We start from the raw sequence: 26,002 nt of genomic DNA, 5'->3' as shown, positions 1-26,002 counted from the left end.
CCCGGTACGCCTGCTCAAGCTCACAGCACCGGCGCTTCCTCTTCCTGCCAGCGCCGCTTGTCGCGCAGCGGCGGCGCGCCGAACAGGCGGCTGTACTCGCGGCTGAACTGCGATGAACTCTCGTAACCCACGCGATGCGCGGCAGTAGCCACGCTGGCGTCGGCGGTGAGGATCAATTTGCGGGCTTCCTGCAGGCGCAAATTCTTCTGGTATTGCAGCGGACTCATGGCCGTCACCAGCTTGAAGTGGTGATGCAGCGAAGACACGCTCATATGCACATCGCGTGCGACATCCTCGATGCGCAAGGCCTGGTCATAGCCCTCCTTGATGAGGCGGATGGCCTTGGCCACGCGGTTCATCTGGCTGTCCTGCAGCACGGTCTGGCGCAACAGCGCTCCCTGCCCGTTCATCAGCAGGCGATACAGGATCTCGCGCCGGATCATCGGCGCCATGATCGGCACGTCGCGCGGGGTCTCATGCAGGCGCAACAGGCGCAGCACCGCATCGAGCAGGTCAACGTCCAGCCGGTTCACATACAGGCCGCGCGCAGCCCCTTCGCCAAAATTGGCCGACGCCGGCAGGTTCTCGTCGCCGATCAGCTCGCCGATTTCCTGGGTATCGAGCTCCAGCCGCAAACCCAGATAGGGTTCATCAGGACTGGTCACCATGACCTTGCCGACCACCGGCAGATCCACCGAGGCGACCAGGTAATGCATGGGATCGTACTCGTAGATCTCATCGCCCACGAAGATGCGCTTGGAACCCTGCGCAATGACCGCAAAGACCGGCTTCTGCACCGCGTGCTTGGGGCCGCTCGGACAGGTGATGCGATAGATTTCCAGGTTGGGGATGGCCGTAGCCAGCATGCCTTCGACGCCGGCCGTAGTGCGCTCCAGCAGTTGCAGCAGCTCCTGCTGCATGGCCTGGAAACGCGGATCATCCTGCTGCCCGGCGGGCGCACTCTCCACTGCCTCCGGCAGCAGCAGCGGGCCGGAATCCTGAACGGAATGCAGATCGAGGTCCATAAGCTCCTCTCATTGAAAGACAGACGCGACTCTAGCGCGGACTGGCAACTGCCTGATCCTCTGCAGTCCATCCATGGAGAATCGGGCAAGAAGTTTGCAGGATCAGGTATGCCCTTGCACGATTGAGCGCAATGATCATGGCACGAAAACACCGAAAACCACGCGCCAGCGCAATTTCACCTGAAACTCCAGCAAGCATGAAAAGAGAATCGGGCAAAAAACCAGCAGCTTAAGGCACGCGAAAACACCGGCCCGCCCTGCATAATCCTCGCCGAACCCCAAGCCAGATTTACATCGATCAGAACACGCTCTCGGCAATGTTGTACTGCTCCACCACCGTGCGCACCGTCGTGGATTCGGGCTTGTTGACGAAGTGGCACTCGCTCTCTTCCATGCCCATGGTGCAGGCCTTGTTCAGCGGGCAGGTGGCGAACAGTTCGGCCACCCAGTCGACGAAGGCACGCACCTTGGGCGAGAGATGGCGGTTGTGCAGGTACACCACGGAAATCGGTAGCGGTGCCGGCTTCCATTGCGACAGCACTTCCACCAGACGGCCTTCATCGATGTGGCGGGTGACCATGTAGAGCGGCGCCTGCACCATGCCGAAGCCTTGCAGGGCGCACTCCACGTAGGCATCGGCATCGTTGACCGACAGACGGCCATTCATCTTCACCTCGCGGGTGATGCCATCGACCACGAAGTCCCAGTCGATGGTGCGGCCGGTACGGCCGGAGAAATAATGGACCGACTGGTGCTGTTGCAGGTCTTCGATGGTGTGCGGCACGCCATGGCGCTCCAGGTAGGACGGGGCGGCGCAGGTCACGGTCTGGAAGGTGCCGATGCGGCGCGCCACCATCGAGGAATCCTGCAAGTCGCCGATGCGGATGACGCAGTCCACGGCCTCCTGCACCAGGTCCACGGGACGATCGCCCATGCCCATGACCAGCTCGATGTCCGGGTACTTGCTGTAGAAGTCGCACAGGTTGGGCAGCAGCATGAGCCGGCCGATGGAGCCCGGCACATCGATACGCAGCCGCCCCTGCGGACCGCGGGTGACATTGCGGAAGGATTGTTCAGTCTCCTCGACGTCCGCCAGGATGCGCACGCAGCGCTCGTAATACGCCGCGCCGTCGGGCGTGAGGCTGATGCGACGTGTGGTGCGGTTCAGCAGGCGCACCTTCAGCATGCTCTCCAGCCCCTGGATCAGGGTGGTCACGGTAGTGCGCGGCAGGTTCAGGTTGTCGGCAGCGCGTGTGAAGCTGTTGGCATCCACCACAGCAGTAAAGACTTGCATGGCCTGGAAACGGTCCATCGCTCTCTCCTTTGAGGCCGCCGCCAGGGAAAACGCCGGCGCGGCAATCGGGGGCAAGACAGATCCATGCAAGACCAGGCACCGCCCCCGGCGCGCCATCTTGCCATGACGGGATGGACCGGGATCGCAGTGACCGCCCCATCCCAATTTAAACCAAATAACGACAAAAGCCAGCCAACTTTGCGCATCGGATGACAACAGCATCGATGTCGCAGGAGCTACCCACTTCACCGAGCCAGGAAGCTAGGGCTCGTTCTTCACTGAAAGGATCAGAAAAGTGAATGAATTAATTTCACTGATTGTTCAGACTTACCGAACAGTGTTGTTGGATTATAGGTGTTTATTCGAGACCCTGCTGTGGCGCACAATCCGCTCCATTCTTGGACAAGTGGCTTCGGCCCAGGCGCTCATCATGCAAGGTTCCTCTCCGCTGGACATCCGCAATTTCTTCGTTCCCGGCCCGCTGGGACGCATCCCCGTGCGCCTGTACCAGCCTGCTAGCACCCTGCCCAAGGGCGAAAAACGCCCGCTGGTGCTGTACTTCCACGGCGGCGGTTTCACCAGCGGTTCGCTGGATGACGCCGACACCCCGGCCAGCTTCCTGGCCGAGCACAACCAGGCCGTGGTGCTGTCGGTCGGCTACGCGCTGGCGCCGGCCAAGCCCTTCCCGGCCGCGCCCGAAGATGCCTTCGCCGCTGCCACCTGGGCCTGCAAGAACGCCGCCGAACTGAAAGTGGACCTGGACCGCATGGTGGTCGCCGGTGACGACGCCGGCGGCAGCCTGGCCGCCAGCCTGACGATGATGACGCGCGACCGCTGCGGCAAGCCGCTGGCCGCCCAGGTACTGATCAGCCCGATGCTGGACCCCAGCATGCGTCTGCTGGGCGATGCCACCCGCCTGCAGTCCGACGTCACCGCCGAGACCTGCGCGGCCAGCTATCGCCAGTACCTGCCGCAGACCATGCAGCGCCTGCACCCCTATGCCGCACCGCTGGAAGTGAGCCGCCTGGCGGGCTTGCCGCCGGCCTTCATCGCCACCGCCGAACGCGACGTGCTGTGCCCGGAGGCCGAGAAATACGCCTCCAGCCTGATCCGCGCCGGCGTGCCCACGCAGGTCTCGCGCTTCGTCGGCATCACGCACGGGGCCCTGCGTACGCACCTGCCGCTGCTGACGGAGATCGTCAATTTCCTGCGCTGCCGCTTCGCCACCCTGCGACGCGATGCCGCGCTCCCTGAATTCCTGCCGCATCCGCTTCACCCCTCCACTTCACTCTGAGGACAAGAAAATGAACACTCCCGCCCCACTGCGCAAACGTTTCGCTCTCACAGCCACAGTCCTGGCCGTCATCGCCCTCTCGGTCGGTGGCACCATCTCCATGGTCGGCCTCTCGGCCAATGCCTCCACTGCCCCGACCGCTGCCGCCGCCGGCGCGCCGGTCGATGTGGCCGAAGTGGTCCAGCGCCAGATCATCGACTGGCAATCCTATTCGGGCCGCATCGAAGCGGTCGATCGCGTCGAGGTCCGCCCGCTGGTCGGCGGCACCCTGACCGCCGTGCACTTCAAGGATGGCGCACTGGTCAAGAAGGGCGACGTGCTCTTCACCATCGATCCGCGTCCGTATGAAGCCGAAGTCGCCCGCGCCGAAGCGCAACTGGCCGGTGCCGAAGCCCGTGCCGGCTATACCGCCTCCGACCTGGCCCGTGGCCAGCGCCTGCTGGGCGACAACGCCATTGCCAAGCGCGATTTCGAAGAGAAGCAGAACGCCTCGCGCGAAGCCTCGGCCAATGTCGCCGCCGCCCGTGCCGCCCTGCGCGCGGCTCGCCTGAACCTGGAATACACCCGCATCACCGCACCGGTCTCGGGCCGCATCTCGCGCGCCGAAGTGACCGTGGGCAACGTAGTGAACCCGGGGGCCGCCAATGCGCCGCTGACCACGCTGGTATCAGTGGCCAAGGTCTATGCCTCCTTCGACGTCGATGAACAGAGCTTCCTGAAGTACGTGAACCCGGCGCGCGCCGCGGGTGCCACCGTGCCGGTGGAACTGGGCCTGGCCAATGAAGACGGCTACTCCCGCAAGGGCCGCGTCGGTTCGGTGGACAACCGCCTCGATACCGCCTCCGGCACCATCCGCGTGCGCGCCATCTTCGACAACGCCGATGGCCAGCTGGTCCCGGGCCTGTATGCCCGCGTGCGACTGGGTGGCGGCGCGCCGCACCAGGCCGTGCTGATAGACGAAAAGGCCCTCGGTACCGACCAGGACAAGCGCTTCGTCATGGTAGCCGACAAGGACAACAAGGCCAATTACCGCCAGGTGGTGGTGGGCGCCGGCCATGACGGTCTGGTGGTGATCGAAAAGGGCCTGCAGCCGGGCGAACGCATCGTGGTCAATGGCCTGCAGCGCATCCGTCCGGGTGACGCCATCACCCCGACCGTGGTGCCGATGCAGACCCAGACCGCTACGGCCGCACCGGCACCTGCCGCTGGCAAGGCCTGATCCACGCCAGAGCGCTCTCGCATTCAAGGAAGAACAAGTCGCAGGGGCTGCAAGGCCCGCTGCCAGGGCATTTGCATCCTGACGACTGACAAGGAACCTACATGAATATCTCAAAATTCTTCATCGACCGCCCGATCTTCGCGGGCGTGCTGTCGGTACTGCTGCTGCTGGGCGGCGTGCTGGCCATGCTGCAGCTACCCATCTCCGAATATCCGGAAGTGGTACCGCCTTCCGTGGTGGTGCGCGCGCAGTATCCCGGCGCCAACCCCAAGGTGATCGCTGAAACGGTGGCCTCGCCGCTGGAAGAGCAGATCAACGGCGTCGAAAACATGCTCTACATGCAGTCGCAGGCCAACAGCGACGGCAACCTCACCATCACCGTCAACTTCCGCCTGGGCGTCGATCCCGACAAGGCCCAGCAGCTGGTGCAGAACCGCGTCTCGCAAGCCCTGCCGCGCCTGCCGGAAGACGTGCAGCGACTGGGCGTGACCACGCTCAAATCCTCGCCCACGCTGACCATGGTGGTGCACCTGACCTCGCCCGACAACCGCTACGACACCACCTACCTGCGCAACTACGCGGTCCTGAACGTCAAGGACCGGCTGGCGCGTATCCAGGGCGTGGGTGAAGTCGGCCTGTTCGGCTCGGGCAACTACGCCATGCGCGTCTGGCTCGATCCCAACAAGGTGGCCCAGCGCGGCCTGACGGCTACCGACGTGGTGCGCGCCATCCGCGAGCAGAACGTGCAGGTGGCGGCCGGTGTGATCGGTGCCTCGCCCAGCTCGCCGGAGACACCGCTGCAATTGTCGGTGAACGCGCAGGGTCGCCTGAAGACCGAGGGCGAATTCCGCGACATCATCCTGAAGGCCTCACCCGATGGAGCGACCACCCGCCTGGGTGACGTCGCACGGGTCGAACTGGCCGCCTCCGAATATGGCCTGCGCTCGCTGCTGGACAACAAGCCCGCCGTGGCCATCCCCATCTTCCAGGCCCCTGGCGCCAACGCGCTGGATGTCTCGACCCAGGTGCGGGCGGCGATGAAGGAATTGTCGGCCGACTTCCCCAGCTCGGTCAGCTACAGCATCGTCTATGACCCGACCCAGTTCGTGCGGGCCTCCATCGAAGCGGTGGTGCATACCCTGCTGGAAGCCATTGCATTGGTCGTGATCGTGGTGATCATCTTCCTGCAGACCTGGCGCGCTTCCATCATTCCGCTGTTGGCCGTGCCGGTCTCCATCATCGGTACCTTCTCGCTGATGCTGGGCTTTGGCTACACCATCAATGCGCTGTCGCTGTTCGGGATGGTGCTGGCCATCGGTATCGTGGTCGATGATGCCATCGTGGTGGTGGAAAACGTGGAACGCAACATCGGTGCCGGCCTCTCGCCGCGTGACGCCACCTATCGCGCCATGCAGGAAGTCTCTGGCCCCATCATCGCCATTGCCCTGACGCTGGTGGCGGTGTTCGTGCCGCTGGCCTTCATGACCGGCCTCACCGGCCAGTTCTACAAGCAGTTCGCAATGACCATTGCGATCTCCACCGTCATCTCGGCCTTCAATTCGTTGACGCTGTCCCCGGCCCTGGCCGCCCTGCTGCTCAAGGGCCACGGCGACAAGCCGGACTGGCTGACGCGCCAGATGGACCGTTTCCTGGGTGGCTTCTTCATCCGCTTCAACCGCTTCTTCAACCGCGCCTCCGACAACTACGGTCATGGCGTGACCGGCGTGATCAAGCGCAAGGGTGCCACCATGGGTGTGTACGTGCTGCTGCTGGCGGCCACCCTGGGTGTGTCCTACATCGTTCCCGGCGGCTTCGTGCCGGGCCAGGACAAGCAATACCTGGTGGCCTTCGCGCAGCTGCCCAATGGCGCTTCGATCGACCGCAGTGAAGAAGTGATGCGCAAGATGAGCGACATCATGCTGAAGGAACCGGGCGTGGCCAGTGCGATTGCTTTCCCTGGCCTGTCCATCAACGGTTTCACCAACAGCTCCTCGGCCGGTATCGTCTTCGTGGGCCTGAAGCCCTTCGAGGAACGCAAGAGCAAGGAACTGTCGGGCAATGCCATCGCCGCCTCGCTGAACAAGAAATTCGGCGGCATCAAGGAAGCCTTCACCGCCGTCTTCCCGCCGCCGCCGGTGATGGGCCTGGGTACGCTGGGTGGTTTCAAGATGCAGATCGAAGACCGCGATGCGCTGGGCTATGCCGAACTGGACAAGGCCGCGCAAGCCTTCATGAAGGCCGCCGCCAAGGAACCGGCGCTGGGTCCGATGTTCTCCAGCTACCAGATCAACGTACCGCAGCTGGATGTGGAACTGGATCGCGTCAAGGCCAAGCAGTTGGGCATTCCGGTCACCGACGTCTTCAATACCATGCAGATCTACCTGGGTTCGCTGTACGTGAACGACTTCAACCGCTTTGGCCGCGTCTATCAGGTGCGGGCCCAGGCTGACGCGCCCTTCCGCGCCAAGGCCGAGGACATCGCGCAGCTGAAGACCCGTAACGATGCCGGCGAGATGGTGCCGCTGTCCTCCGTGGTGAAGGTCAAGCAGACCTTTGGTCCGGAAATGGTGGTGCGCTACAACGGTTATACCGCCGCCGACATCAATGGCGGTCCGGCTCCGGGTTATTCCTCGGACCAGGCCCAGGCTGCGGCTGAACGCGTTGCGGCTGCTACCCTGCCGCGCGGCATCAAGTTCGAATGGACCGACCTGACCTACCAGAAGATTCTGGCCGGCAATGCAGGCGTGTGGGTGTTCCCGATCAGCGTGCTGCTGGTGTTCCTGGTGCTGGCGGCGCTCTATGAAAGCCTGACCCTGCCGCTGGCCGTGATCCTGATCGTGCCGATGAGCATCCTGGCGGCACTGACCGGTGTGTGGCTCACCCGTGGCGACAACAACATCTTCACCCAGATCGGCCTGATGGTGCTGGTGGGCCTGTCGGCCAAGAACGCCATCCTGATCGTGGAATTCGCCCGCGAACTGGAGATGCAGGGCCGCAGTGCCGTGCAAGCCGCCATCGAAGCCAGCCGCCTGCGTCTGCGTCCGATCCTGATGACCTCGATCGCTTTCATCATGGGTGTGGTGCCGCTGGTGACCTCCTCCGGCGCCGGTTCGGAAATGCGCCATGCGATGGGGATTGCAGTGTTCTTCGGCATGCTGGGCGTGACCCTCTTCGGCCTGTTCCTCACGCCCGTGTTCTATGTCCTGCTGCGTACCATCGATCGCCGTGCCCTGCACTCGGCCTCGCATCACGAAGCCCCGATGACCGCCGGCACCCACATCGCCCACGCTGCACCGGGCGCACAGGATGATCGCTGATCTGCGGATCGGCCCATGAATGGAGCAAGAAAAATGATGACCCAATCTCTCTCGATGAGCCGCCTGCTGCGCCCCGTGCGCATCAGCTCGGCACTGCTGGCGGCACTGCTGGTGCTGGCCGGCTGCTCGGTGGCCCCGACCTATGAACGTCCGGCGGTGGACACCCCGGCCGCCTTCAAGGAAGCGGCCCCTGCGCCGCAGACCGGCGAGAACGGCAGCCAGTGGAAGACCGCGCAACCGGCCGAAGACATTGCCCGTGGCGAGTGGTGGAAAATCTTCGGCGACGACAAGTTGAACGCCCTCGAAGACACCGCCCAGCAAGCCAACCAGGACCTCAAGGCGGCCGCCGCCCGCCTGGGCCAGGCGCGCGCCCTGACCCGCGATGCGCGCTCGGGCTACTTCCCGCAGGTGGATGCAGGGGTCGGTGCGACCCGCCAGCGCCCGTCGCCCGCCTCGCAAGGCTTGCCGGCCGACGCCAACACACAACCGTTCACTCTTTATCGTGCTCAGGTGAACGTTTCTTACGAAGTCGACCTGTTCGGGCGGGTCGCCTCGACCGTCGATGCCGCTACCGCCGACGCCCAGCGCAGCGAAGCGCTGTTCCACTCGGTACTGCTGGCCCTGCAGGCAGACGTGGCGCAGCAGTACTTCCAGGTACGTGAACTGGACGCTGCCGCCGAGCTCTATCGCGGCACCGTCGAACTGCGCCAGGAATCGCTGCGCCTGGTGCAGCGCCGCTTCGACGAAGGCGACATCAGTGAAGTGGACGTAGCCCGCGCCCGTTCCGAACTGGCCTCGGCCCAATCGGAAGCGCTGGGCATCGCCCGCCAGCGCGCCACCGCCGAACATGCGCTGGCCATCCTGCTGGGCCGCACCCCGGCCGAGTTCTCGCTGCCGCCGCAACCGCTGACGCGCCTGAGCGTGTCGGTGCCGGCCGGACTGCCCTCGACGCTGCTGGAACGCCGTCCCGACATCGCCGCCGCCGAACGCGCCATGGCTGCCGCCAATGCCCGCGTGGGCGTGGCCAAGTCGGCCTTCTTCCCGGCGTTGAACCTGACCGGTGGCCTGGGCTATGAGTCGGCGCAACTGGGTGATCTGTTCAACTGGTCCAGCCGCACCTTCCTCCTGGGCCCGCTGGTGGGCACGGCGCTGTCGATGCCGCTGTTTGATGGCGGACGCCGCCAGGCCGGTGTGGATCGTGCGCGCGCCAGCTATGAAGAGCAGGTGGCAACCTATCGCGGCACGGTTCTGAACGCCTTCCGCGAAGTGGAAGACAACCTGGCCAACCTGCGCATCCTGGACGACCAGAACCGCGCGCAAGACGAAGCCGTGGCCGCCTCCGCGCGCGCAGCCAAACTCTCGCACACGCAGTACCGCGAGGGTGCGGTGAGCTACTTCAGCGTCATCGATGCCGACCGCACCGTGCTGCAGACCCGGCGCGCCTCGGTCACGCTCGATGGCGAACGGGCCCGTTCCACCGTCAACCTGATCCGCGCCCTGGGCGGCGGATGGGGTAGTCCGGAAATGCAACTATCCTCATCGAAGTAAGCACGCAGACGTGACATCGGCCCGCATCCTGCGATGCGGGCCGACGATGAAGCATGATTTCCCGTGGTACTTCTGGCCCGCCTTGCGCAAGCGACGGCGGGCTTTTTTTACGCCACCTGCGGCAAGCCCGCGCGTTCCAGCAACTGGCTGCAACGCTGCGACAGGGCCACCACGCGCAACTCCTTGCCAGCACGCACATAACGCTCGGCCAGGGTCTGCACGGCCGCAATGGCGGAGTGGTCCGCCAGGCGCAGATGACGGCAATCCAGGGTGACCTGCTGCGGATCGTCGGCCGTATCGAAGAGGTCGAGGAAGTGTGTGGTGGAGGCGAAGAACAGCGTGCCCTGCGGCAGGTAAGTGCGGCTGCCGTCGGCCTCATCGCGGCGGTCGGCACGGATTTCACGGGCATGCTGCCAGGCGAAGTTGAGCGCGGTGATGACGATGCCGCACAGGACGGCCACGGCCAGGTCGGTCAGCACCGTGATGATGGTCACCGCAATGATGACCAGCGCATCGCTGCGCGGCACCTTGCCCAGCACGCGCAGCGAACCCCAGGCAAAGGTCTCCTGCGCCACCACGAACATGACACCGGCCAGCGCGGCCAGCGGGATGCGCTCGATGGCCGGCGACAGGAAGAGGATGAACAGCAGGATCATCCCGCCCGCCACCACACCCGAAAGACGCGAGCGCCCGCCCGAGCCGAGGTTGATCATGGTCTGGCCGATCATGGCACAGCCACCCATGCCACCAAACAATCCGGAGACGATGTTGGCCGCGCCCAGTGCCAGGCATTCGCGGTTGGGCTGGCCACGGCTGGCGGTGATTTCGTCAGTGAGGTTGAAGGTCAGCAGGGTTTCCAGCAGGCCGACGATGGCCATCAGCACCGCATAGGGACCGATGATGCGCAGCGTCTCCAGGTTCATCGGCACACTGGGCCAGTGCAGCGGCGGCAGGCCGCCGGCGATCTGCGCCATGTCGGCCAGGGTGCGGGTGTGGAGGCCGCTGAAATAAGTCACCAGGCCCACGCCGAGAATGGCCGCCAGCGCCGGTGGAATCGCCTTGGTCACGCGCGGCAGCAGCCACACGATCAGCATGGTGGCCAGCGTCAGGCCGATCATGATGGCCAGCGCCCCGCCCTGCAACCATTGCGGACCGGCGGGGGTCTCGACGCGGAAATGTTCCAGCTGCGACATCGCGATCACGATGGCCAGGCCATTGACGAAGCCCAGCATCACCGGATGCGGCACCATGCGCACCAGCTTGCCCAGCCGCAGCGCGCCGAAGAGCAGCATGATCACGCCCGACAGCACCACCGTCGCCAGGAAATACTGTGCACCATGCTGAACGACCAGGGCCACGATGACCACGGCCATCGAGCCGGCCGCCCCGGAAATCATGCCCGGGCGGCCACCGAACAGGGCCGTGATGGTACAGATGAAGAAAGCGCCATATAGCCCCATCAGCGGGTTCAACTGCGCCACCAGCGCAAAGGCGATGCATTCGGGTACCAGCGCGAAGGAGGTGGTGAGGCCGGCCAGAACGTTCTGGCGCAGGTCGCGCAGGCGCGAAGTGGATGAGGAGAGAGTCGTCATGGGCAGGGAAGAAACAGGCCGCAGGGGCCGGCGCCATCATGAACGCGTCAGCGCGCGTGAGGCGGCAAGGGCGGTACGGCAGAGATGCCCTGCGCACGCACTGCCATCGCCGGAAACTGGGCGAAAGCACGTCCGCAAGACTTGAAGGCAGCATTTTACCGCACCGCAGCATCGACTGCCGGTGGCCGTGGCGCGGCTGCCACGCCAGCCCTAGCTCCAGATCACCTCGATCTCGGTATCCAGAAGATAGCCGGCCCCGCGCTCGGTACGCAGCAGGGTCGGATGCTTGGGGTCGGCTTCGAGCTTGCGGCGCAGGCGCAGGATCTGCACATCGATGGCGCGATCATAGACTTCGTCGAAGGCGCGCGTGCTTTCCAGCAAGTGTTCGCGCGAAATGATGCGGCCCGGTGCGCCCAGGAACGCCACCAGCAGGCTGAATTCGGCATTGGTCAGACTGACCTGGCGCTGGTCCGGCGCGGTCAGCCGGCGCGTATTGAGGTTGAGCTCCCAGCCGGCGAAGCGATAGGCCCGCGGATGCCGGCCGCGCGTCACCGGAGCGGCCGGCGCAGCCTGCGCCGCAGCGCGCCGCAGCACCGCGCGCATGCGTGCCAGCACTTCGCGCGGCGAGAAGGGCTTGGTGATGTAGTCATCCGCGCCCAGTTCCAGGCCCATGACCATGTCGGCCTCCTCATTGCGGCCGGTCACGCAGATGATGGACAAGCCACCCGCAGCCCGCCAGCCGCGCGCCAGTTCGGCACCATCGACATCGGGCAGACCGAGGTCGAGCAGCACCATGTCGTACTGCGTGGCCTGCACGGCGGCCTGCGCCTGGGCACCGGTGGCGGCGCTGTCCACGATCAGTCCGTGGCCGCTCAGGTAGTCGACCAGCAATTGACGCATGGCCTGGTCATCATCGACGACCAGAATGCGCGGCGGGGGCGTGATGCTCATGGAGAACCTCGTTCGGATGCGCCCAGGGCGTGCAGGACCGCACGCCGCAGGGCAGGAAGATCATACGGCTTGGCCAGCGATCGCGCTGCCAGCGCCGCCGCCAGGGTGGCCGCACGCGGCTGGCCGGAACACAGCAGCACGGGCAGGTCGGCACGCAGCGTGCGCATGGCGGCGATGAGCGCATCGCCCTGCATCTGCGGCATGTCCAGATCGGTGATGACCAGATCCACGGCCAGCGGCTCCAGCGTCAATTCCGCCAGCGCCTGCTGCGGGTCGCCGAACACCATGGGGCTGTAGCCCAGACTGGCGAGCCACTGCGCGCACAGGGCGCGCTGGGACGCATCGTCATCGATGACGAAGATGCATTCGCCTTGTCCACAGGCACTCGCGCCGGCCGCGCCCGGCGCAGCAGAGGGTACGACGCGCTCAGGTACTGCCAGCGGCAGCTCCTGTGCCGGCAGCGGCAGCAGCAGGCGAAAGCGCGTCCCCGACGGGGAGCTGCTGACCGCCACGCCGCCTTCATGTTCAATGGCGATGCCGGCCACGATGGCCAGCCCCAGACCGGTGCCGCTACCCTTGCCACCGCCCCCGCTGCGGGTGCTGAAGAAGGGCTCGAACAGACGTGCCAGATGTTCCGGGGCGATGCCGGCACCATCGTCCGTCACTTCCAGCCAGACCGCCTGCGGCTGCGGCAGCTCACCGGCCAGCGGCGCTTGCGGCGGCGTGGCTCCGGCATGCAGACTGACTACCACCTGGCTGCGCGCCGCCTGGCTGGCATTGCGGATCAGGTTCAGCGCCAGGCGCGCCAGTTGTCCCGCATGGCCCTGCACGGCCAGCGGTTGTGGCGGCGGCTGGTAGGCGATCACCACGCCCGCTGGACACAGCGGACGAGCCAGCATGATGGCCTCGGCCACCGGATCGCGGATATCGAGCAGGCTGCGCTGACGATCGCCACGGCGACCGGCCAGCAGGATCTGCTCGGTCAGATCGCGGCCACGACGCACGGCCGCCAGAACTTCGCTCAATGGGCGCTGGGCGGGCGCGTCGGCATCGAGCTGCTCCTGGGCCAGTTCCGCATAGCCGCCGGCCGCGCCCAGAACATTGTTGAAATCATGGGCGATGCCGCCGGCCATCATCCCCAGCGCTTCGAAACGGCGCATCTGTTCCATGCGGGCGGCCAGGACCTGCCGTTCACGCATGGCCACGGCAATGAAGAAGGTCAGCATCGCCAGGCCGGCCAGGTCGACCTGCAGGTTCCAGGTGCTGTCCAGCCCCTCCTGCGCATAGGGGCCGATATCGTAAAGCGTGAACAGCACTGCCATCACGGCCGCCAGACTGGTCGCCAGGGTGGCGCTGCGCAGGCCGCCATACAGCGCGGCGCCGGCCAGCGCCAGCGAGAGCAGCACGCGCTGCACCTCGCCCGACCAGCCCAAGCCCGCGCAAGCCAGCAGCACGCCGCTCACCGCCAGCGCGCCCAGCAGGGTGATGCGGTCATGGAACAGCCTGCGCCAGGCACCGTCTGACCACGTCAGCACGGCCGGCGTCAACACCAGGATCGCCAGCCCGTGCCCCACCAACAGCGTGCGCCATTCGGCCCACCAGCCGCCCGGCATCACATCGGCAGCCAGCGTGGCACCCAGCGCCGCCACCACGGCCACCGCCACCAGCGGCAACAGCAGCAGGAAACGGCCCAGCCTGACCAGCCCGTCGAATTGTCCGTCGCGGCTGACGAAGCGCCGCCCCAGCAGGACGCAGGCCACGATCTGCACCACGTTGAGCAGTGCAAAGCCGGCATCGACCTGCCACGGCAGGCTGTCGCGATCGCCGACCACCATCATCGCCACGAACACCGCCAGCAGATAAGGGAACCAGTCGCGCGCCGGCTTGCGCCAGAGCAGCGCGATCATCAGCGCCGGTGCCGGCGCAGCGATGGGAGCCAGCGTAGTGCTGTCCTGCAGATGGGCAGCGGGACTGGCCAGCAAGGCATAGCCCACGCCGCACGCCAGCGCTGCCAACAGTGTGCGCAGACTGTCGGCGAAGGCGGGGCGGGAGCTTGGGAGATCGGCCATGAGGAACGTGTCAGCTGCGTGAGTAGAGCACGCGCAGGGCCACCCGCCGCTCGTCCGCCGGCAACTGCATGACTGCGCGCAGATAGGCAATGGAGGCGTCGCAGGTAGCGTCCGGGTCAGCCTGGCGGCGCAGGGGCGAAGACAGCAATTTCAGTTGTTCCTGGGTCAGCGGCGCAAGTGCCTTGCGCATCACGCGGGTGCGCTCGGCCAGGCTGTAGCGCCCGACATTGGCCGGATCAGCGTCACGCAGCAGGCGCTGCGTCATCACCTGTTCGCGATTGGCGAATTCCTGCGGCAAGGCCGCTTGCGGCGCCTCGCGCCCGGCCGCCGCCTCCGCGCGCGAACGCGGATAGATCAGCTCGGTGCAGGCCGCCACGCTGATGCCGCGCAAGGCCACGGCTTCGTCCAGCAGCAATTGCTGGAATTCGGCCAGTGATGCATCAGAGGCAATCGGCAGCAGCCGCCGGCTCAACAGGCCGACCTGCTCGCGGCCGACGGCCAGGATCTCGGCGTCCGACGCATGCGCCTGTACCTTGGCCCAGGCCAGGTCGATGGTGCGGGCAAAGTCGGCGGGGTGGTAACGGGCCATGATGTCGAACAGCGCCCCCTTCTTGAATTCCGCCTCCAGCACGTCGCGCGAGGTGGCGATGGTGGCCAGTTGCGCGGTCTCGCCGCCCGGTGCCAGACGCGTCAGCACACCGGCCTGCAGCAGCTGGCCCAGCTCCGGATACCAGCTCTGCGCCGCCGGGGTATCGGCAATGCGTTCGATGAAGTCATGCGGCAGACCCAGCTTGCCGTAGGTATCGAAGGTCAGCTTGCGGTCGAAACTCTTGTTGATGCGATCATCGCCGCCGACCGTATAGAGCGTATGGAAACCGATGTGCGCACGCGGATCCATCGCGCGGTCACGTCCCGCCAGGAAGGCCAGCGTGCAGGAGGACGAGCACTCCTGCTCGACATAGGTATTGAGCCGGCGGCGGCGGATCACCTCGCCCACCAGCTTGCCTTCGCGCACCCAGCCACCGGCCGAATACAGGACCACCGTCTGCACGCCAGGATGCTGCTGCAGGATGGCATCCAGCCCATCGGCCGCGCCGTCGTTCATCCCCCCTTGCAGCAGGACCGACTTGCCATCCACCCGCACCTGGTACACCACCGGTGGCCCGAGCTGTTTGCCCAGGGCGATCTCCAGCTGTTCGCGCACGGAATGCGCGGCCCGCCAGGTACTGGTGACCATGCTGATGGCACCGCACACGATCAGGAACTTGACCACCACCTCGGCCCAGCGCCGTCCGCCGCGTGCCACGTGCTTGCTGGCCGAGCGCCAGCAGCCCCACACACCCCAGGTCCAGGCCAGGTAGCTGAAGGCGGCGATACCCAGCACGCCGGCCATGCCGTAGCGCGCCGGCATGTCATTGGTCAGCCGCGCCAGTACCGAGATGGCCAGCGCCGGCACCAGCGAAGTCAGGAGGACGGTATGCAGCCAGTAGGAACGGCCCAGCGAATAGTCTCCGCGCCAATGACGGCGCAGGAAACTGGCGGGCGGGCTGGAAGGAACGGACGATCGGGTTACTGCCTGGGACACGTGATGCTTTTCCTCGATGCGCTGCCGCGCAGTGCGCACAGCGTCTTCAATGAAGGGAGACTTTATGAAGCCAACAGCATAACCCAGCTTGGCGATGCCGTCGCGCCTTCACCCGCCATGGCCGGGGATACGCGACAGGTCGACCGGGTCGATCTGGCTGGGATGCATGAATTGCTCGGCATACTTTTCGTAGATGCGTTCGCGCACGAACAGGTCGAAGATATCCGGATCGATGTGATTGCGCGCCTTGAAGCCGGCCAGGATATCGACCGCCTCGTTGAGGGTATTGCCGCGCTTGTAGGGACGGTCAGCGGCGGTCACGGCTTCGAAGATGTCGGCCACCGCCATGATGCGCGCCTGCACCGACATCTGCTCGCGCGTCAGTCCCTTGGGATAGCCCTTGCCATCCATACGCTCGTGGTGGCCACCGGCAAATTCGGTGACGCGGGCCAGCTGCTTGGGCCACGGCAGGGACTCCAGCATCTTGATGGTGATGACGATGTGGTTGTTGATGATGGCGCGTTCGGCATCGTTGAGCGTCCCCGCACGGATGCGCAGGTTGCCGGCCTCTTCCTCATCGAGCAGCTTGCGGAGTTGGCCGTCGGGACCGCGCCAGCTGCGTTCGGCGATATCCAGCACGCGCTGCTGGTCTTCGGCGCGCATGCCTTCGTTGCCGTAGTTGATCCTGCGCAGGAAGGCGCGCTCATCCTCCATCTGCAGAAACTCGGCCTGCAGGCCGGCGTCCAGCTCGGCAGAACGCTCCGGCGTGAGCGCGGCACCCAGCGCCAGCTTCTCCTGCAGCACGCGGATCTGGGCATCGCGCTTGAGCACTTCGAATCGGGTATCGATCAGGTGGATGCGATCGAAGATGGTTTCCAGCTTGGTGGCTTTTTCCACGATGTGGCTGGGCGTGCCGATCTTGCCGCAGTCGTGCAGCAGCGCTGCCAGCCACAATTCGCGACGATCGGCGTCGGTCATGCGGAAATCGGCCAGCGGGCCTTCGGTGGTGTTGTGCGCAGCCTCGGCCAGCATCATGGCCAGTTGCGGTACCTGCTCGCAGTGGCGGCCGGTGTGCGGCGACTTTTCGCCGATGCCGATGTTGATCAGCTTGATCAGGCTTTCGAACAAGTTTTCCAGGCGCGCGATCAACTGCTGGTTGGTCATCGCCATGGCGGCCTGCGAGGCCAGGGCCTCGATGAAGCGCTGGTCGGTCTCCGAGAAGGGGACCGGCACGCCACTGTCGGGATCAATGGCATTGATGAGCTGCAACACCCCCACCAGTTCCCCCTCGTGATCCTGCATCGGCACGGTCAGGATGGACTTCGAGCGGTAGCCATACTTCTCGTCGAACAGGCGCATGCCGTTGAAGTTGAAGCCGCTGGCCTGGTAGACGTCGGCGATGTTGACCGACTCCCGGGTGTTGGCCGCATAGGCGGCGACCGCCGCCAGGTTGGGCTGGCCATCGGGAAGCGTCAGGGCGATATCGGGAATCGAGACGGCCTGGCCACTGCTGCCGCCCTGGTGCATCTTGAGGGTCTGGTTGACGGAGATGTCGAAGCGCAGCGCGTCGCCATGGTCGGTGGTGCGGTACAGCGTGCCGCCATCGGCGCGCGTGATGTCGCGAGCGGTGAGCAGGATGCGCTCCAGCAACAGCGGAATGTCGCGCTGGCTGCCCAGCTCGCGGCACAGCTCGGTCAGCCGTTCCAGGCGATAGGCAATGTCGCGGTGCTCGCCGGTCGTGGGGGCGAGATCATGCATGCTGGCCGGGACGTTCATGCCGCCCTCTCCCGTCCGCCGCAGTGCAGGCACTGGACGGTCTGGCAGGTGTGGGCTGCTGGGTGGACTGCTGGCAACATGCGACTCCCTGAAGCGTTGGCGGACGGACACGGCGCGATCATTGCACAAGGGCAATGCCGACGCACTTCTGGCGGATGCTTTTTCGGCATCATCGCGATTCTAGACCGGCAGCGCACGCCGTCTTGCAGCGAGCTTGAGGGGATTTGGCCGCCAATTCTGCGCTTGCCGGCGACCGCAACCGACACCCCGTGGCCGCGAACGCAGTCAGGGATCTCCCGATTGCGCTGATGAGCCGTATCCCTTACCATCCATCTATGTTGCATAATTTGCCACATCGTCCGAAAAGCCAGTCCGGAAAGGGGTTTCCGGGCTACAACAAGGTTCCCTCTCAACCCGTGCGGCAGGGCCGGAACCCACAACTCTATGAGCGGCAATCACAATGCGTGTAGAAATCCTGGGCTGCAGCGGGGGCATCGGTGGCAATGGCATGCGCACCACCTCCCTGCTCATCGATGACGACATCCTGATCGACGCCGGTACTGGCGTAGGCGACCTGCCGCTGACGCGGCTGGCGCAGATCGATCACGTCTTCATCACCCATGCGCACCTGGATCACATTGCCTGCCTGCCGCTGATGATCGACAGCGTGGGCGACATGCGCAGCACGCCGCTGACCATGCACGCGACGGCCGCGACCATGGAGATCATCCGCAAGCACATCTTCAACTGGCATATCTGGCCCGACTTCAGCGTCATCCCGACCCCCGAGCAACCCTTCCTGCGCTTCGCCACGGTCGAGCCCGGCCAGCCCGTGCAACTGGGCCAGCGCAGCATCACGCCGCTGCCTGCGGCGCACACGGTGCCGGCGGTCGGCTACCAGCTGCGCAATCATGTGAGCGGGTCGTCGCTGGCCTTCAGCGGCGATACCTGTCTCTGCCCGCCGCTGTGGGAAGCGCTCAATCGCATCGGACAATTGCGCTACCTCATCATCGAGGCCGCGTTCGCCAATCGCGACCGTGAGCTTGCGCTGCTGTCCAAGCACCTGTGCCCCAGCCTGCTGCTGGAAGAACTGCAACACCTGCAAGGCCGGCCCGAGGTGCTCATCACGCACGCCAAACCCGGGCAGCTGGACGAGATCGCCGCCGAGATCAAGGCCGGCAACAGCGCGCACCAGCCGCGCATGCTGGCCACGGGCACCGTGCTCGACTTCTGATCCATCCCGCCCTCAACGACAAAGGCACCGCGCTCCAGAGCCGGTGCCTTTTCTCTTGATCTGTCGCCAGCCGCTCCCGCCTTACTGGGTCACGCAGGCATCCAGCTTGGCCGCGCCGATCTTCTGCGTCCCGGTGTTGCCATTGCTGCTGATGGCCGGCGGCATCGTCACTGTCACGCCCTGTGCCGGCGGCACGATCACCGGCGGCTGCGAGATCGAGGGGACGAAGCCGAACTGGCCGGCGCTGTAAAGTTGCGATCCGCTCGGGTTGGTGACCTGGATGGCCCCGGTCACCACATCCACATGCAGGCCATTGGCCGGCGGCTGCCCGCTCGGGGTCGGCACGCCGGCGCAATCGTCCTGGCAGTACAGGGCACCGAAGTGGGTGCCGCGGATGCCGATGGTGGCCGTGGGGGTATCGAAGTTGACGGCATCATGATTGCGCTTGCCGACCAGCCCGGTCACCGCCCGCAGACCGCCCTTGACCAGGCCGATGGCCACGGCATCATTCTTGGGTTCCTTCTCGTCATAGAGGTATTTGCTCACCGCCACCTCGGAACCCGGCCGCAGCACGATCTCGCCGTTGTCGACGAACTTGACGCGGGCATAGGTCTCGCGCTCGGTGATGAGCGTATCGCCTTGCAGGATCGCCGATTTCACCGACAGCACCACGCGTGCACCGTCCGCATGGCGCACGCTGAGCACACCCGACAGATGGGTGACCTGGCCGACCACCGGCTGCGACTGGGCGAAGGCAGACGCCACCGCCAGCAGAAGCAGCAGCGCCAGGATCAACCCGGCCAGAGGGCGCCGGACCGAGGCCGGCGAAGTTTGCTTGAAGGAATTCATGAAGATCACATCATCCGGTTATCAGGTGCACATCGGCAGCGGCTTCTTGGCCTGCTTGCGGTCATCGCCTTCGTCGCCAAAGTGGTCCGTCGTACCGCCCACGGTTTGGGTGGTGGCACCGGTCTGCTGTACGACATTGCCGCTGGTGGCGGACACGGTATCGGTGAGCTGGGCGTTGTTCAGGCTGGCCTGCAGATCACGGCTCTGCTGGTTCTGTTGCTGCTGCACGGCCAGCGCGGTCTGGCTGTTGGACGCGCTGCTGCTGGTACTGCTGGAGTTGGAGTTGGAACTGGAACTGCTGGAGCTGGCCGCTACCGGCGTGCGCGTCCCGTTGGCGTCGACGATGGTGACGCCCTGGGCGTAACCGATCACCTGGCCGGAATCCACCGACAGCAGCGCCACGCCCGGCGGCGAGGTGGAGATGTTGGCGTTGATGGTCATCGAATCGCCCGCCGACAGCGTGATGTTGCCGCCAGTGGAAACCAGCACGCCATTGACCGTCAGCGTGTCGTTGCTGCCCGACGAGGCGCTCGCGGTCAGGGTAATGGTTCCGGTGGCGCTGACGCCGCCCGAACCGATGGTCAGCGGGCTGTGTGTGACCACGCTGACCGAACCGTTGCTGCTCTTGAGCTGGCCGGTGCTGTTGATGCCCAAGGTGGCCAGCTTGCTGTCGGTACTGATGGCCGTGCCATTGGCATTGCTGGGCAGACTGCCGAGGAAGCTGGCGCGGGTGCCGATGGCCGAGGTGACCACACCGCCCGTGTTGTCGATGCTGATGTTGCCGCGCGCGGTGGTCACACCGTTGATGCTGACCGCGCTGGCATCGCTGGTGTTGAGCGCGTTCTTCAGCGTGATGTCGCCGGTGCCGCTGTTGTTGGCGGCAAAGCCGGCAATCTGGTTGCCGCTGTTGTTGAAAGTGATGCCGCTGCTGGCCAAGGCGATCAATTGCGACTTCACCCGCATCGAGGTGCCGGTGCTCTGGGTAAGGTTGCCATTGGCAGCCTGCAGCACCAGATTGTTGGCGGTGATGTTGCCGATGGCCAGCGAGCCGGTAGCCTGCGACAGCGCGGCATCAGCCAGGGTCAGGTTGCCGCCGGTCTGGCTGAAGGCATCAGCCACGACCAGGCGCGAGCCGACGTTGCCGGTCACGGTGCCGTTGGACACGGTCAGATTGGACAGGCGGACATCGCCGCCCAGGGTCAGGTTGCCGGCGACCAGCTCCGCCGTCATGTTGGACTGGGCGGCATTGGCCAAGGTGACGGTTCCGTTGAGCAGGACCGTCTCGCCGTTGATGAAGTCCGTGCTGCCGATATTGAGCGTGCCGTTTCCGCTGGTGGTGCCATTGAGCACCAGGGCAGCGATGCTGTTGTTCGAGCCACTCATGCGGTTGACGCTGATCGTGCCGTTGTTGCTGGTGCTGTTGCGTACCGTCAGCGTACCGCCGCGCTGGTTGAGCTCGGATCCCGCTGCGATCTGCAGATTGGCGATGGTATCGTCAACACTGTCATGTCTCACGGTCTGGTTGCCCGAGATCACCACGGTATCGATCTGGGTCGGCATGTAGGTGGACACGTTGCCTACGGTCGCGTTGCTGACCCAGTTTTGGCGGTCCTCCCAGCCCCCTTCCGAATAGCCGTACTGCTGATAAGTGAAGGTCTCGGCACCGCGCAGGGAGAGGTTCGCCAGGCCGTTGTCACCGTAGACCGCCTTGAACATCTTCTCCTGTCCGCCCGCCGTGACGATATCCCCGGTCACGGAGCGGAAGTAGCCAGTCGGTGACGAAGTGCCGCTGATGTTGATGGCATTGATGCTCACTTCGCCAGAGGGTGAGTAGCCGCTTAGCAGACGGGTCTTGAGGCTGCCGTCCAGACTGGTCGAAGAGAATCCAGTCAATTCGATCACGTCATAACTGCCGTCGCTGGCACCTGCGATATCGATCAGCATTTTTCCGGTATCGCCCTGGCTGAAGCTGGCATCGCTGGGGTCGCCGGTTGCCCGCAACGCCAGACGCCCTACTGTCCCGTCACCACCCGGTGCGAGGCTACCGTCATTGGTAAACGACCCACTGACCGACAACGTACCATTGCCCGACATGGTCCCGTTGGTCTCGTTGCGGATGTAGCTCGCGCTGACATTGCCGCCGGCCATCGTCAGGGTGCCATAGTTGCTCACACTGGCATTGCCGGTGACGCTCAACACGGCAGCGTCACCATTGAGGACCAGCGTGGCATTGGCATTGTTGGTCACATCACCACTGGAGTTGACGCGACCGCTGATGTTGAGCGTACCGTTGTTGGTGATGCCATCGCTACCGACCGACAATCTGCCCTCACCATTGGAGGCGACGCTGACGGTACCGTTGTTCGTGAGCGAATTGATATTGCCCCCGCCGCCGTTGAGCGTGAGCGTACCGGCGCTGTTGACGCGCACTGCTGCGGCGTAGAGGTTGCCGCTGCCTAGGTTGACCGTGCCATTGTTGATGAGCAGATCCCCGTTGCCGGAATCATCGGTGACCCTCAGCGAGCCGCCGTTCAGCACGATGCGTGCGCCATTGTCGATGGTACTCAGATTGCGCGGCTTGACCGCGTCCATGATGCGGGCTTCCGAGAAACTCTCTTGTGATGACTGCACATAGCCGCTGTTGAGGGTCAGCCCAAGCCGTCCGCTCTCGCTGATGATGTTGGCCCGGATGCTGATGTTGTTGGCGGAGTTGAGCGTCAGTGTGCTGTCCGCGCCGCCGCTCTTGGTGATGTTGGCGGAGACGGTGATGTTGCCGCCCACGCCATCGCTATCGCCGGTGGTCAGGCTGACGCTGACACCATTGCTGAGCTGATTGGAAATGGTCGCCGCCGAAATCGTCGCGCCACTATCGGTGGAGGTGACCGCGTAGGACGAACAGCCATCGAAGCTGACGTTCGTTGTGGTGTTGGGCACCACCTCCAGATCATGCGGATCGATGAGCCACGTCCCGCCCGTCCCGACCTTCGGCACCTTCACCACATCCAGCCGTTTCAGCCCGGAGGTATCCACAAATCCACCCTGCCCTGGCGCGCCCAGCGCCGACACATCGCCATCGATGAAGGCGGCATTGGCGGCATACAGCGTGATATTGCCGCCCTTGGTGCCATCGGCACTGATGCCGGAACTGGCCGTGGTGGTCAGGTTGCCCGAGGCGCGCAGGAAGATGCGTCCGCCCTCGCGCACCACGCTGGAGGCATTGATGACGCCACCATTCGTGATGAGGCCCGCCGCCACGCCGATGCGCCCGGCTTCGGCGGTGATGGTGCCGAGGTTGGTGACGTTGCCGGCACTGCCGGTCACGTTCACGGTCACGCCCGGGGTGGCGGTATCGGCCAGCGTCACGGTCTGGCCGGCTGCGAGGATGACCTCGCCCTGCGGGCTGGTGATGATGCCGCTGTTGGACACGCTGCCGCCAATCAGGTAGACGCTGCCGCCGGTGGCCGAACTGATCTTGCCCTGGTTGTCCACCAGGCCGGCATTGCCGTCCTTGATGAAATTGAGACGGCCGGCCAGAAAGTCGTTGTCGCTGATGGCCAGGGAGGTCGCGATGAAGCGGGCGGCATCCACCGTACCGCCGGGCCCGATCACCACGCCATTGGGGTTGTACAGCACCACCGTGCCATTGGCCGAGAGCTTGCCGTAGATCTGCGAGATGTCGGCACCGGTCACCTTGGCCAGCAAGGCGGCGGACGAACTCGGCTGGGCCACGTTGACCGCCGCATCGGCACCGATGCTGAACGAGGCGAAGCGGGCAATGGCCTGCGGCGACAACTGGTTGATGTTGAGCGTGTTGCCGTTCTGGCTGAAGCTGAGATTGCCATTGGCCACGCTCCAGCCGGTGGGCAAGGTACCGGGCGCAGGCGCGGCGGCCAGCGCCGGGGCCTGCCACGCGCCACACACGGCGGCGGCGGCCAGCGACAGCCGCAACCCGGGCGCGAGCGCCCGCTTCCACGCACGCTGCAACAGACGCGACAGCAGCAGCGGCAAGGGCTTGCGCGCCCGCCAGGAAAGCGTCAGGCGGCGCTTGCCGACGCGTACCGTGATCGAGGGCGGCAGCAGTTCGATGGCCGGCGGAACCGGGGCTGGTGCGGGAGTGGATGGTGATGTCATGTCAGAACCCCAGGATGGCACTCAGGTGGGCGTTGAGATCGCCCCGCTGTTCGGTGACGGAATTGCCGTTGAGCAGAACCCGCGCCACATCCAGGCGCAAGCTGAAGTCACGTCCCAGCGTATAGCGCAACCCGGCGCCGAAGCTGGCCAGCGTGAGCGTCGACGGCACCGTCGAGGCCGCAGTCACGTTGTTGTTGGCACCGCGCGCGGCATCGAAAAAACCCAGCAGACGCAGGTTGCCGCGCGCTTCGCTCTTGACCAGCAGATCCGGGGTATAGAGTTCGGCATTGACCACCGCACCGCTGTCGGCAGCCACCGCGCGCTCGGTGAAGCCGCGCACGGTATTGGCCCCGGCCAGACCGAACTGTTCCACCGGCGGCAGCGCATGGGGAGAGACCTGCAAGCTGCTGGCCAGGCGTACCTGCCAGTCATTCTGGAAGACCTTGAACCAGCTTGCACCGCCCCGCACGATGATGAAATTGTCCATCGACTGGCGCGAACCGGTGAAGAGCGAATAACGGTCCGTCACCTGCAGCGCGTCGTTGCGGCGCGCCTCGCCGGTGGCCATGTTGCGGGCGATGCCGAGGTTGTAGTCCAGCACCTGTCCCACGCCCTGCTGCTGCGCGCTGTAGCTCACCGACAGCGGCAATGTGGAATACGGCAGGCAGGTATTGAGCGAGGCGCCACTGAGCAGGCCGCCATTGATGTTGCAGCTGGAATCGACCTTCTTGTAGTCGGCACCGAAGACCAGCTTGCTGCTCCACTCGCCGCTGCGGGCAAAGTAGTGGTTCCAGCGCAGCGCATAGATTTCGCCGCGGCCGGTGATGTTGAGCGTGGAGTTGACCGCCAGCGTCTGGCCCGAGGTGACGTTGGATTTGCCGTAGATGAAATCGAGGCTGTCGCCCAGTCCATACATGGGCAGACGATAACCCAGCGAATACAGGTCGACCTTGGCCCCCGAGGGACTGTCGGGCGAGGTGGTGTAGGCCACCGTAGCCACATGGTCGCGGTTGAACAGGTTGGAGTGCTGCACGGCCACGCCGGTGCGCCATTGCCCGGTATCACGGTTGCCGCTGTTGTCGACGTTGAGCATCACGCGCAGGGGATTGTCATCCTTGACCGTGATGGCCGCATCGATCTGGTTGGTGGATTCGGAGGCGGTGAGCGTGACGTTGACCTGCTTGGCCGGGTTGTCGTTGGCCAGTTGCACCGATTCGGAAATACGGCGCAGGTTGGGAGCACTGCCCTCCACCAGCTGCGGAATGCTGGCGCGGATGTTCTGCTCGCTGAAATGGCGGTTGTCGCTCACCACCACCTTGCCCACCACCGTCTCCAACACCTGCAGGCGCACTACGCCGCCGGTCAGTTCCTGCTCCGGCACGCTGACCTGCACGGCGGTATACCCGGCACTGCGATAGGCGTTCTCCAGGGCTTCCAGCGCCTGCTGGATGTCGCCATAGACGCGGCCGGGGCCACGGAAAGGCGCGACCGCTTCGTCGACCCTGGCCTGGGTCAGCAAGGTGTTGCCCTCCACCGCGAAGCGCGTGATGTCGAATCGTTCGTCGTTGCGGACTGGCGCGCTGCCCGCCGCCACGGCGGAAGCCTGTGGTGCCGGCTGCGGCTGCGCCCACACGGCGACGGCGCTGCCCAGCAGCGCCATCCCCATCAGAGAATGCCCAAAGCATCGTTTCATCGTCTCTGTGACCCGCCCCCCGGCGAGCCCTCCCAGTTTTCTTGTTGCGCAGCGCGGCGGCAAGCCACGCTGTCACTGCCACCCTCCCATCCGGCCAGCCGCCTGCACTGACGTCAACACATGAATCGCGCGGACGCAATGCGTGGCCGGCACGCAGGTACCCGGACCACGGAAGCGAACAACAAGACGAAAAGGAACCCCTGAAGCAGATGCGCCCGGACCCCGATATTCCACTTCTTGGAGGAGGGATCAATCGCGTCCGGCAGCGACGCCGCCTTGCCAGGCAACATCACTCTTGATGCTTGTAAAGTATACTGACTAGTCCTGACCGCGTCGACAAGAATCGCTGAAAAACCGCTTCCAGCGGGCGTTTGCGGCTGATTGCACAGCACTTGATTGCCGCTCGGAAATGATTTGCGGTTTCA

The 26,002-nt window shown here is 65.0% G+C and carries 15 protein-coding genes; 5 read left to right on the top strand and 10 right to left on the bottom strand.

Features of this window, described 5'->3' with window-relative positions; translation table 11 throughout:
- Positions 1–20 precede the first annotated feature (20 nt).
- Positions 21–1,025: an AraC family transcriptional regulator gene (locus tag E2K99_RS01675; protein ID WP_134221134.1), complete on the bottom strand. Its 1,005-nt coding sequence runs from the start codon at positions 1,023–1,025 to the stop codon at positions 21–23.
- Between the two features lie 298 nt (positions 1,026–1,323).
- The gene (locus E2K99_RS01670; RefSeq protein WP_121042504.1) at positions 1,324–2,337 is read right to left on the bottom strand and encodes a LysR family transcriptional regulator; all 1,014 of its coding nucleotides are present in this window, start codon (positions 2,335–2,337) and stop codon (positions 1,324–1,326) included.
- 412 nt (positions 2,338–2,749) lie between these two features.
- On the opposite strand from E2K99_RS01670, the gene E2K99_RS01665 reads away from it, so the two are divergent.
- The 4 genes from E2K99_RS01665 to E2K99_RS01650 all read left to right on the top strand — a co-directional run bounded on the left by E2K99_RS01665 (position 2,750) and on the right by E2K99_RS01650 (position 9,697).
- Positions 2,750–3,613: an alpha/beta hydrolase gene (locus E2K99_RS01665; protein ID WP_240733832.1), complete on the top strand. Its 864-nt coding sequence runs from the start codon at positions 2,750–2,752 to the stop codon at positions 3,611–3,613.
- A gap of 10 nt (positions 3,614–3,623) precedes the next feature.
- Positions 3,624–4,832, top strand: a complete 1,209-nt coding sequence (locus tag E2K99_RS01660) for an efflux RND transporter periplasmic adaptor subunit (RefSeq protein WP_134221132.1) — start codon at positions 3,624–3,626, stop codon at positions 4,830–4,832.
- 101 nt (positions 4,833–4,933) lie between these two features.
- On the top strand, positions 4,934–8,149 hold the full coding sequence (locus E2K99_RS01655) for an efflux RND transporter permease subunit (RefSeq protein WP_134221131.1): 3,216 nt from the start codon (positions 4,934–4,936) through the stop codon (positions 8,147–8,149).
- Between the two features lie 33 nt (positions 8,150–8,182).
- Entirely contained in the window at positions 8,183–9,697 is a 1,515-nt protein-coding gene (locus E2K99_RS01650) for an efflux transporter outer membrane subunit (protein WP_134221130.1), read from the top strand.
- A 107-nt stretch (positions 9,698–9,804) separates the two neighbouring features.
- On the opposite strand, the gene E2K99_RS01645 is transcribed toward E2K99_RS01650, so the two are convergent.
- The 5 genes from E2K99_RS01645 to E2K99_RS01625 form a co-directional block, all read right to left on the bottom strand.
- On the bottom strand, positions 9,805–11,289 hold the full coding sequence (locus E2K99_RS01645) for a SulP family inorganic anion transporter (RefSeq protein ID WP_205703742.1): 1,485 nt from the start codon (positions 11,287–11,289) through the stop codon (positions 9,805–9,807).
- 210 nt (positions 11,290–11,499) lie between these two features.
- A complete protein-coding gene (locus E2K99_RS01640; protein WP_121042495.1) occupies positions 11,500–12,240 on the bottom strand; it encodes a response regulator in 741 nt (246 codons plus the stop codon).
- Complete coding sequence (locus tag E2K99_RS01635; protein WP_134221128.1) at positions 12,237–14,309, bottom strand: ATP-binding protein; 2,073 nt, start codon at positions 14,307–14,309, stop codon at positions 12,237–12,239. Before E2K99_RS01635 ends, E2K99_RS01640 begins: the two co-directional genes overlap by 4 nt.
- 10 nt (positions 14,310–14,319) lie before the next feature.
- Positions 14,320–15,894 carry a COG3904 family protein gene (locus E2K99_RS01630; RefSeq protein ID WP_205703741.1) on the bottom strand — a complete coding sequence of 525 codons (1,575 nt, stop codon included), beginning with the start codon at positions 15,892–15,894 and terminating at the stop codon, positions 14,320–14,322.
- Between the two features lie 108 nt (positions 15,895–16,002).
- Entirely contained in the window at positions 16,003–17,670 is a 1,668-nt protein-coding gene (locus E2K99_RS01625) for an HD-GYP domain-containing protein (protein ID WP_134221126.1), read from the bottom strand.
- Between the two features lie 460 nt (positions 17,671–18,130).
- Here E2K99_RS01625 and E2K99_RS01620 point away from each other — a divergent pair, with 460 nt between their 5' ends.
- Positions 18,131–18,904: a 3',5'-cyclic-nucleotide phosphodiesterase gene (locus tag E2K99_RS01620; protein ID WP_134221125.1), complete on the top strand. Its 774-nt coding sequence runs from the start codon at positions 18,131–18,133 to the stop codon at positions 18,902–18,904.
- 81 nt (positions 18,905–18,985) lie between these two features.
- Here the strand turns inward: E2K99_RS01620 and E2K99_RS01615 are convergent, their stop codons facing one another.
- From E2K99_RS01615 to E2K99_RS01605, 3 genes are read right to left on the bottom strand one after another with little or no spacing between them, the layout of a single operon-like run.
- Positions 18,986–19,753, bottom strand: a complete 768-nt coding sequence (locus E2K99_RS01615; RefSeq protein ID WP_134221124.1) for a FecR family protein — start codon at positions 19,751–19,753, stop codon at positions 18,986–18,988.
- A 21-nt stretch (positions 19,754–19,774) separates the two neighbouring features.
- Positions 19,775–23,884 carry a beta strand repeat-containing protein gene (locus E2K99_RS01610; protein ID WP_134221123.1) on the bottom strand — a complete coding sequence of 1,370 codons (4,110 nt, stop codon included), beginning with the start codon at positions 23,882–23,884 and terminating at the stop codon, positions 19,775–19,777.
- A 1-nt stretch (position 23,885) separates the two neighbouring features.
- Positions 23,886–25,577 (bottom strand): ShlB/FhaC/HecB family hemolysin secretion/activation protein, encoded by a 1,692-nt coding sequence (locus tag E2K99_RS01605; protein WP_134221122.1) that lies wholly within the window; start codon positions 25,575–25,577, stop codon positions 23,886–23,888.
- Positions 25,578–26,002: the final 425 nt, after the last annotated feature.

The sequence above is a fragment of the Herbaspirillum huttiense genome (genome assembly GCF_004367745.1).
Classification (GTDB): domain Bacteria; phylum Pseudomonadota; class Gammaproteobacteria; order Burkholderiales; family Burkholderiaceae_D; genus Herbaspirillum; species Herbaspirillum huttiense.
Note: the sequence above shows the minus strand (reverse complement) of the source record. Positions and strands in the feature narration are given on the sequence as shown.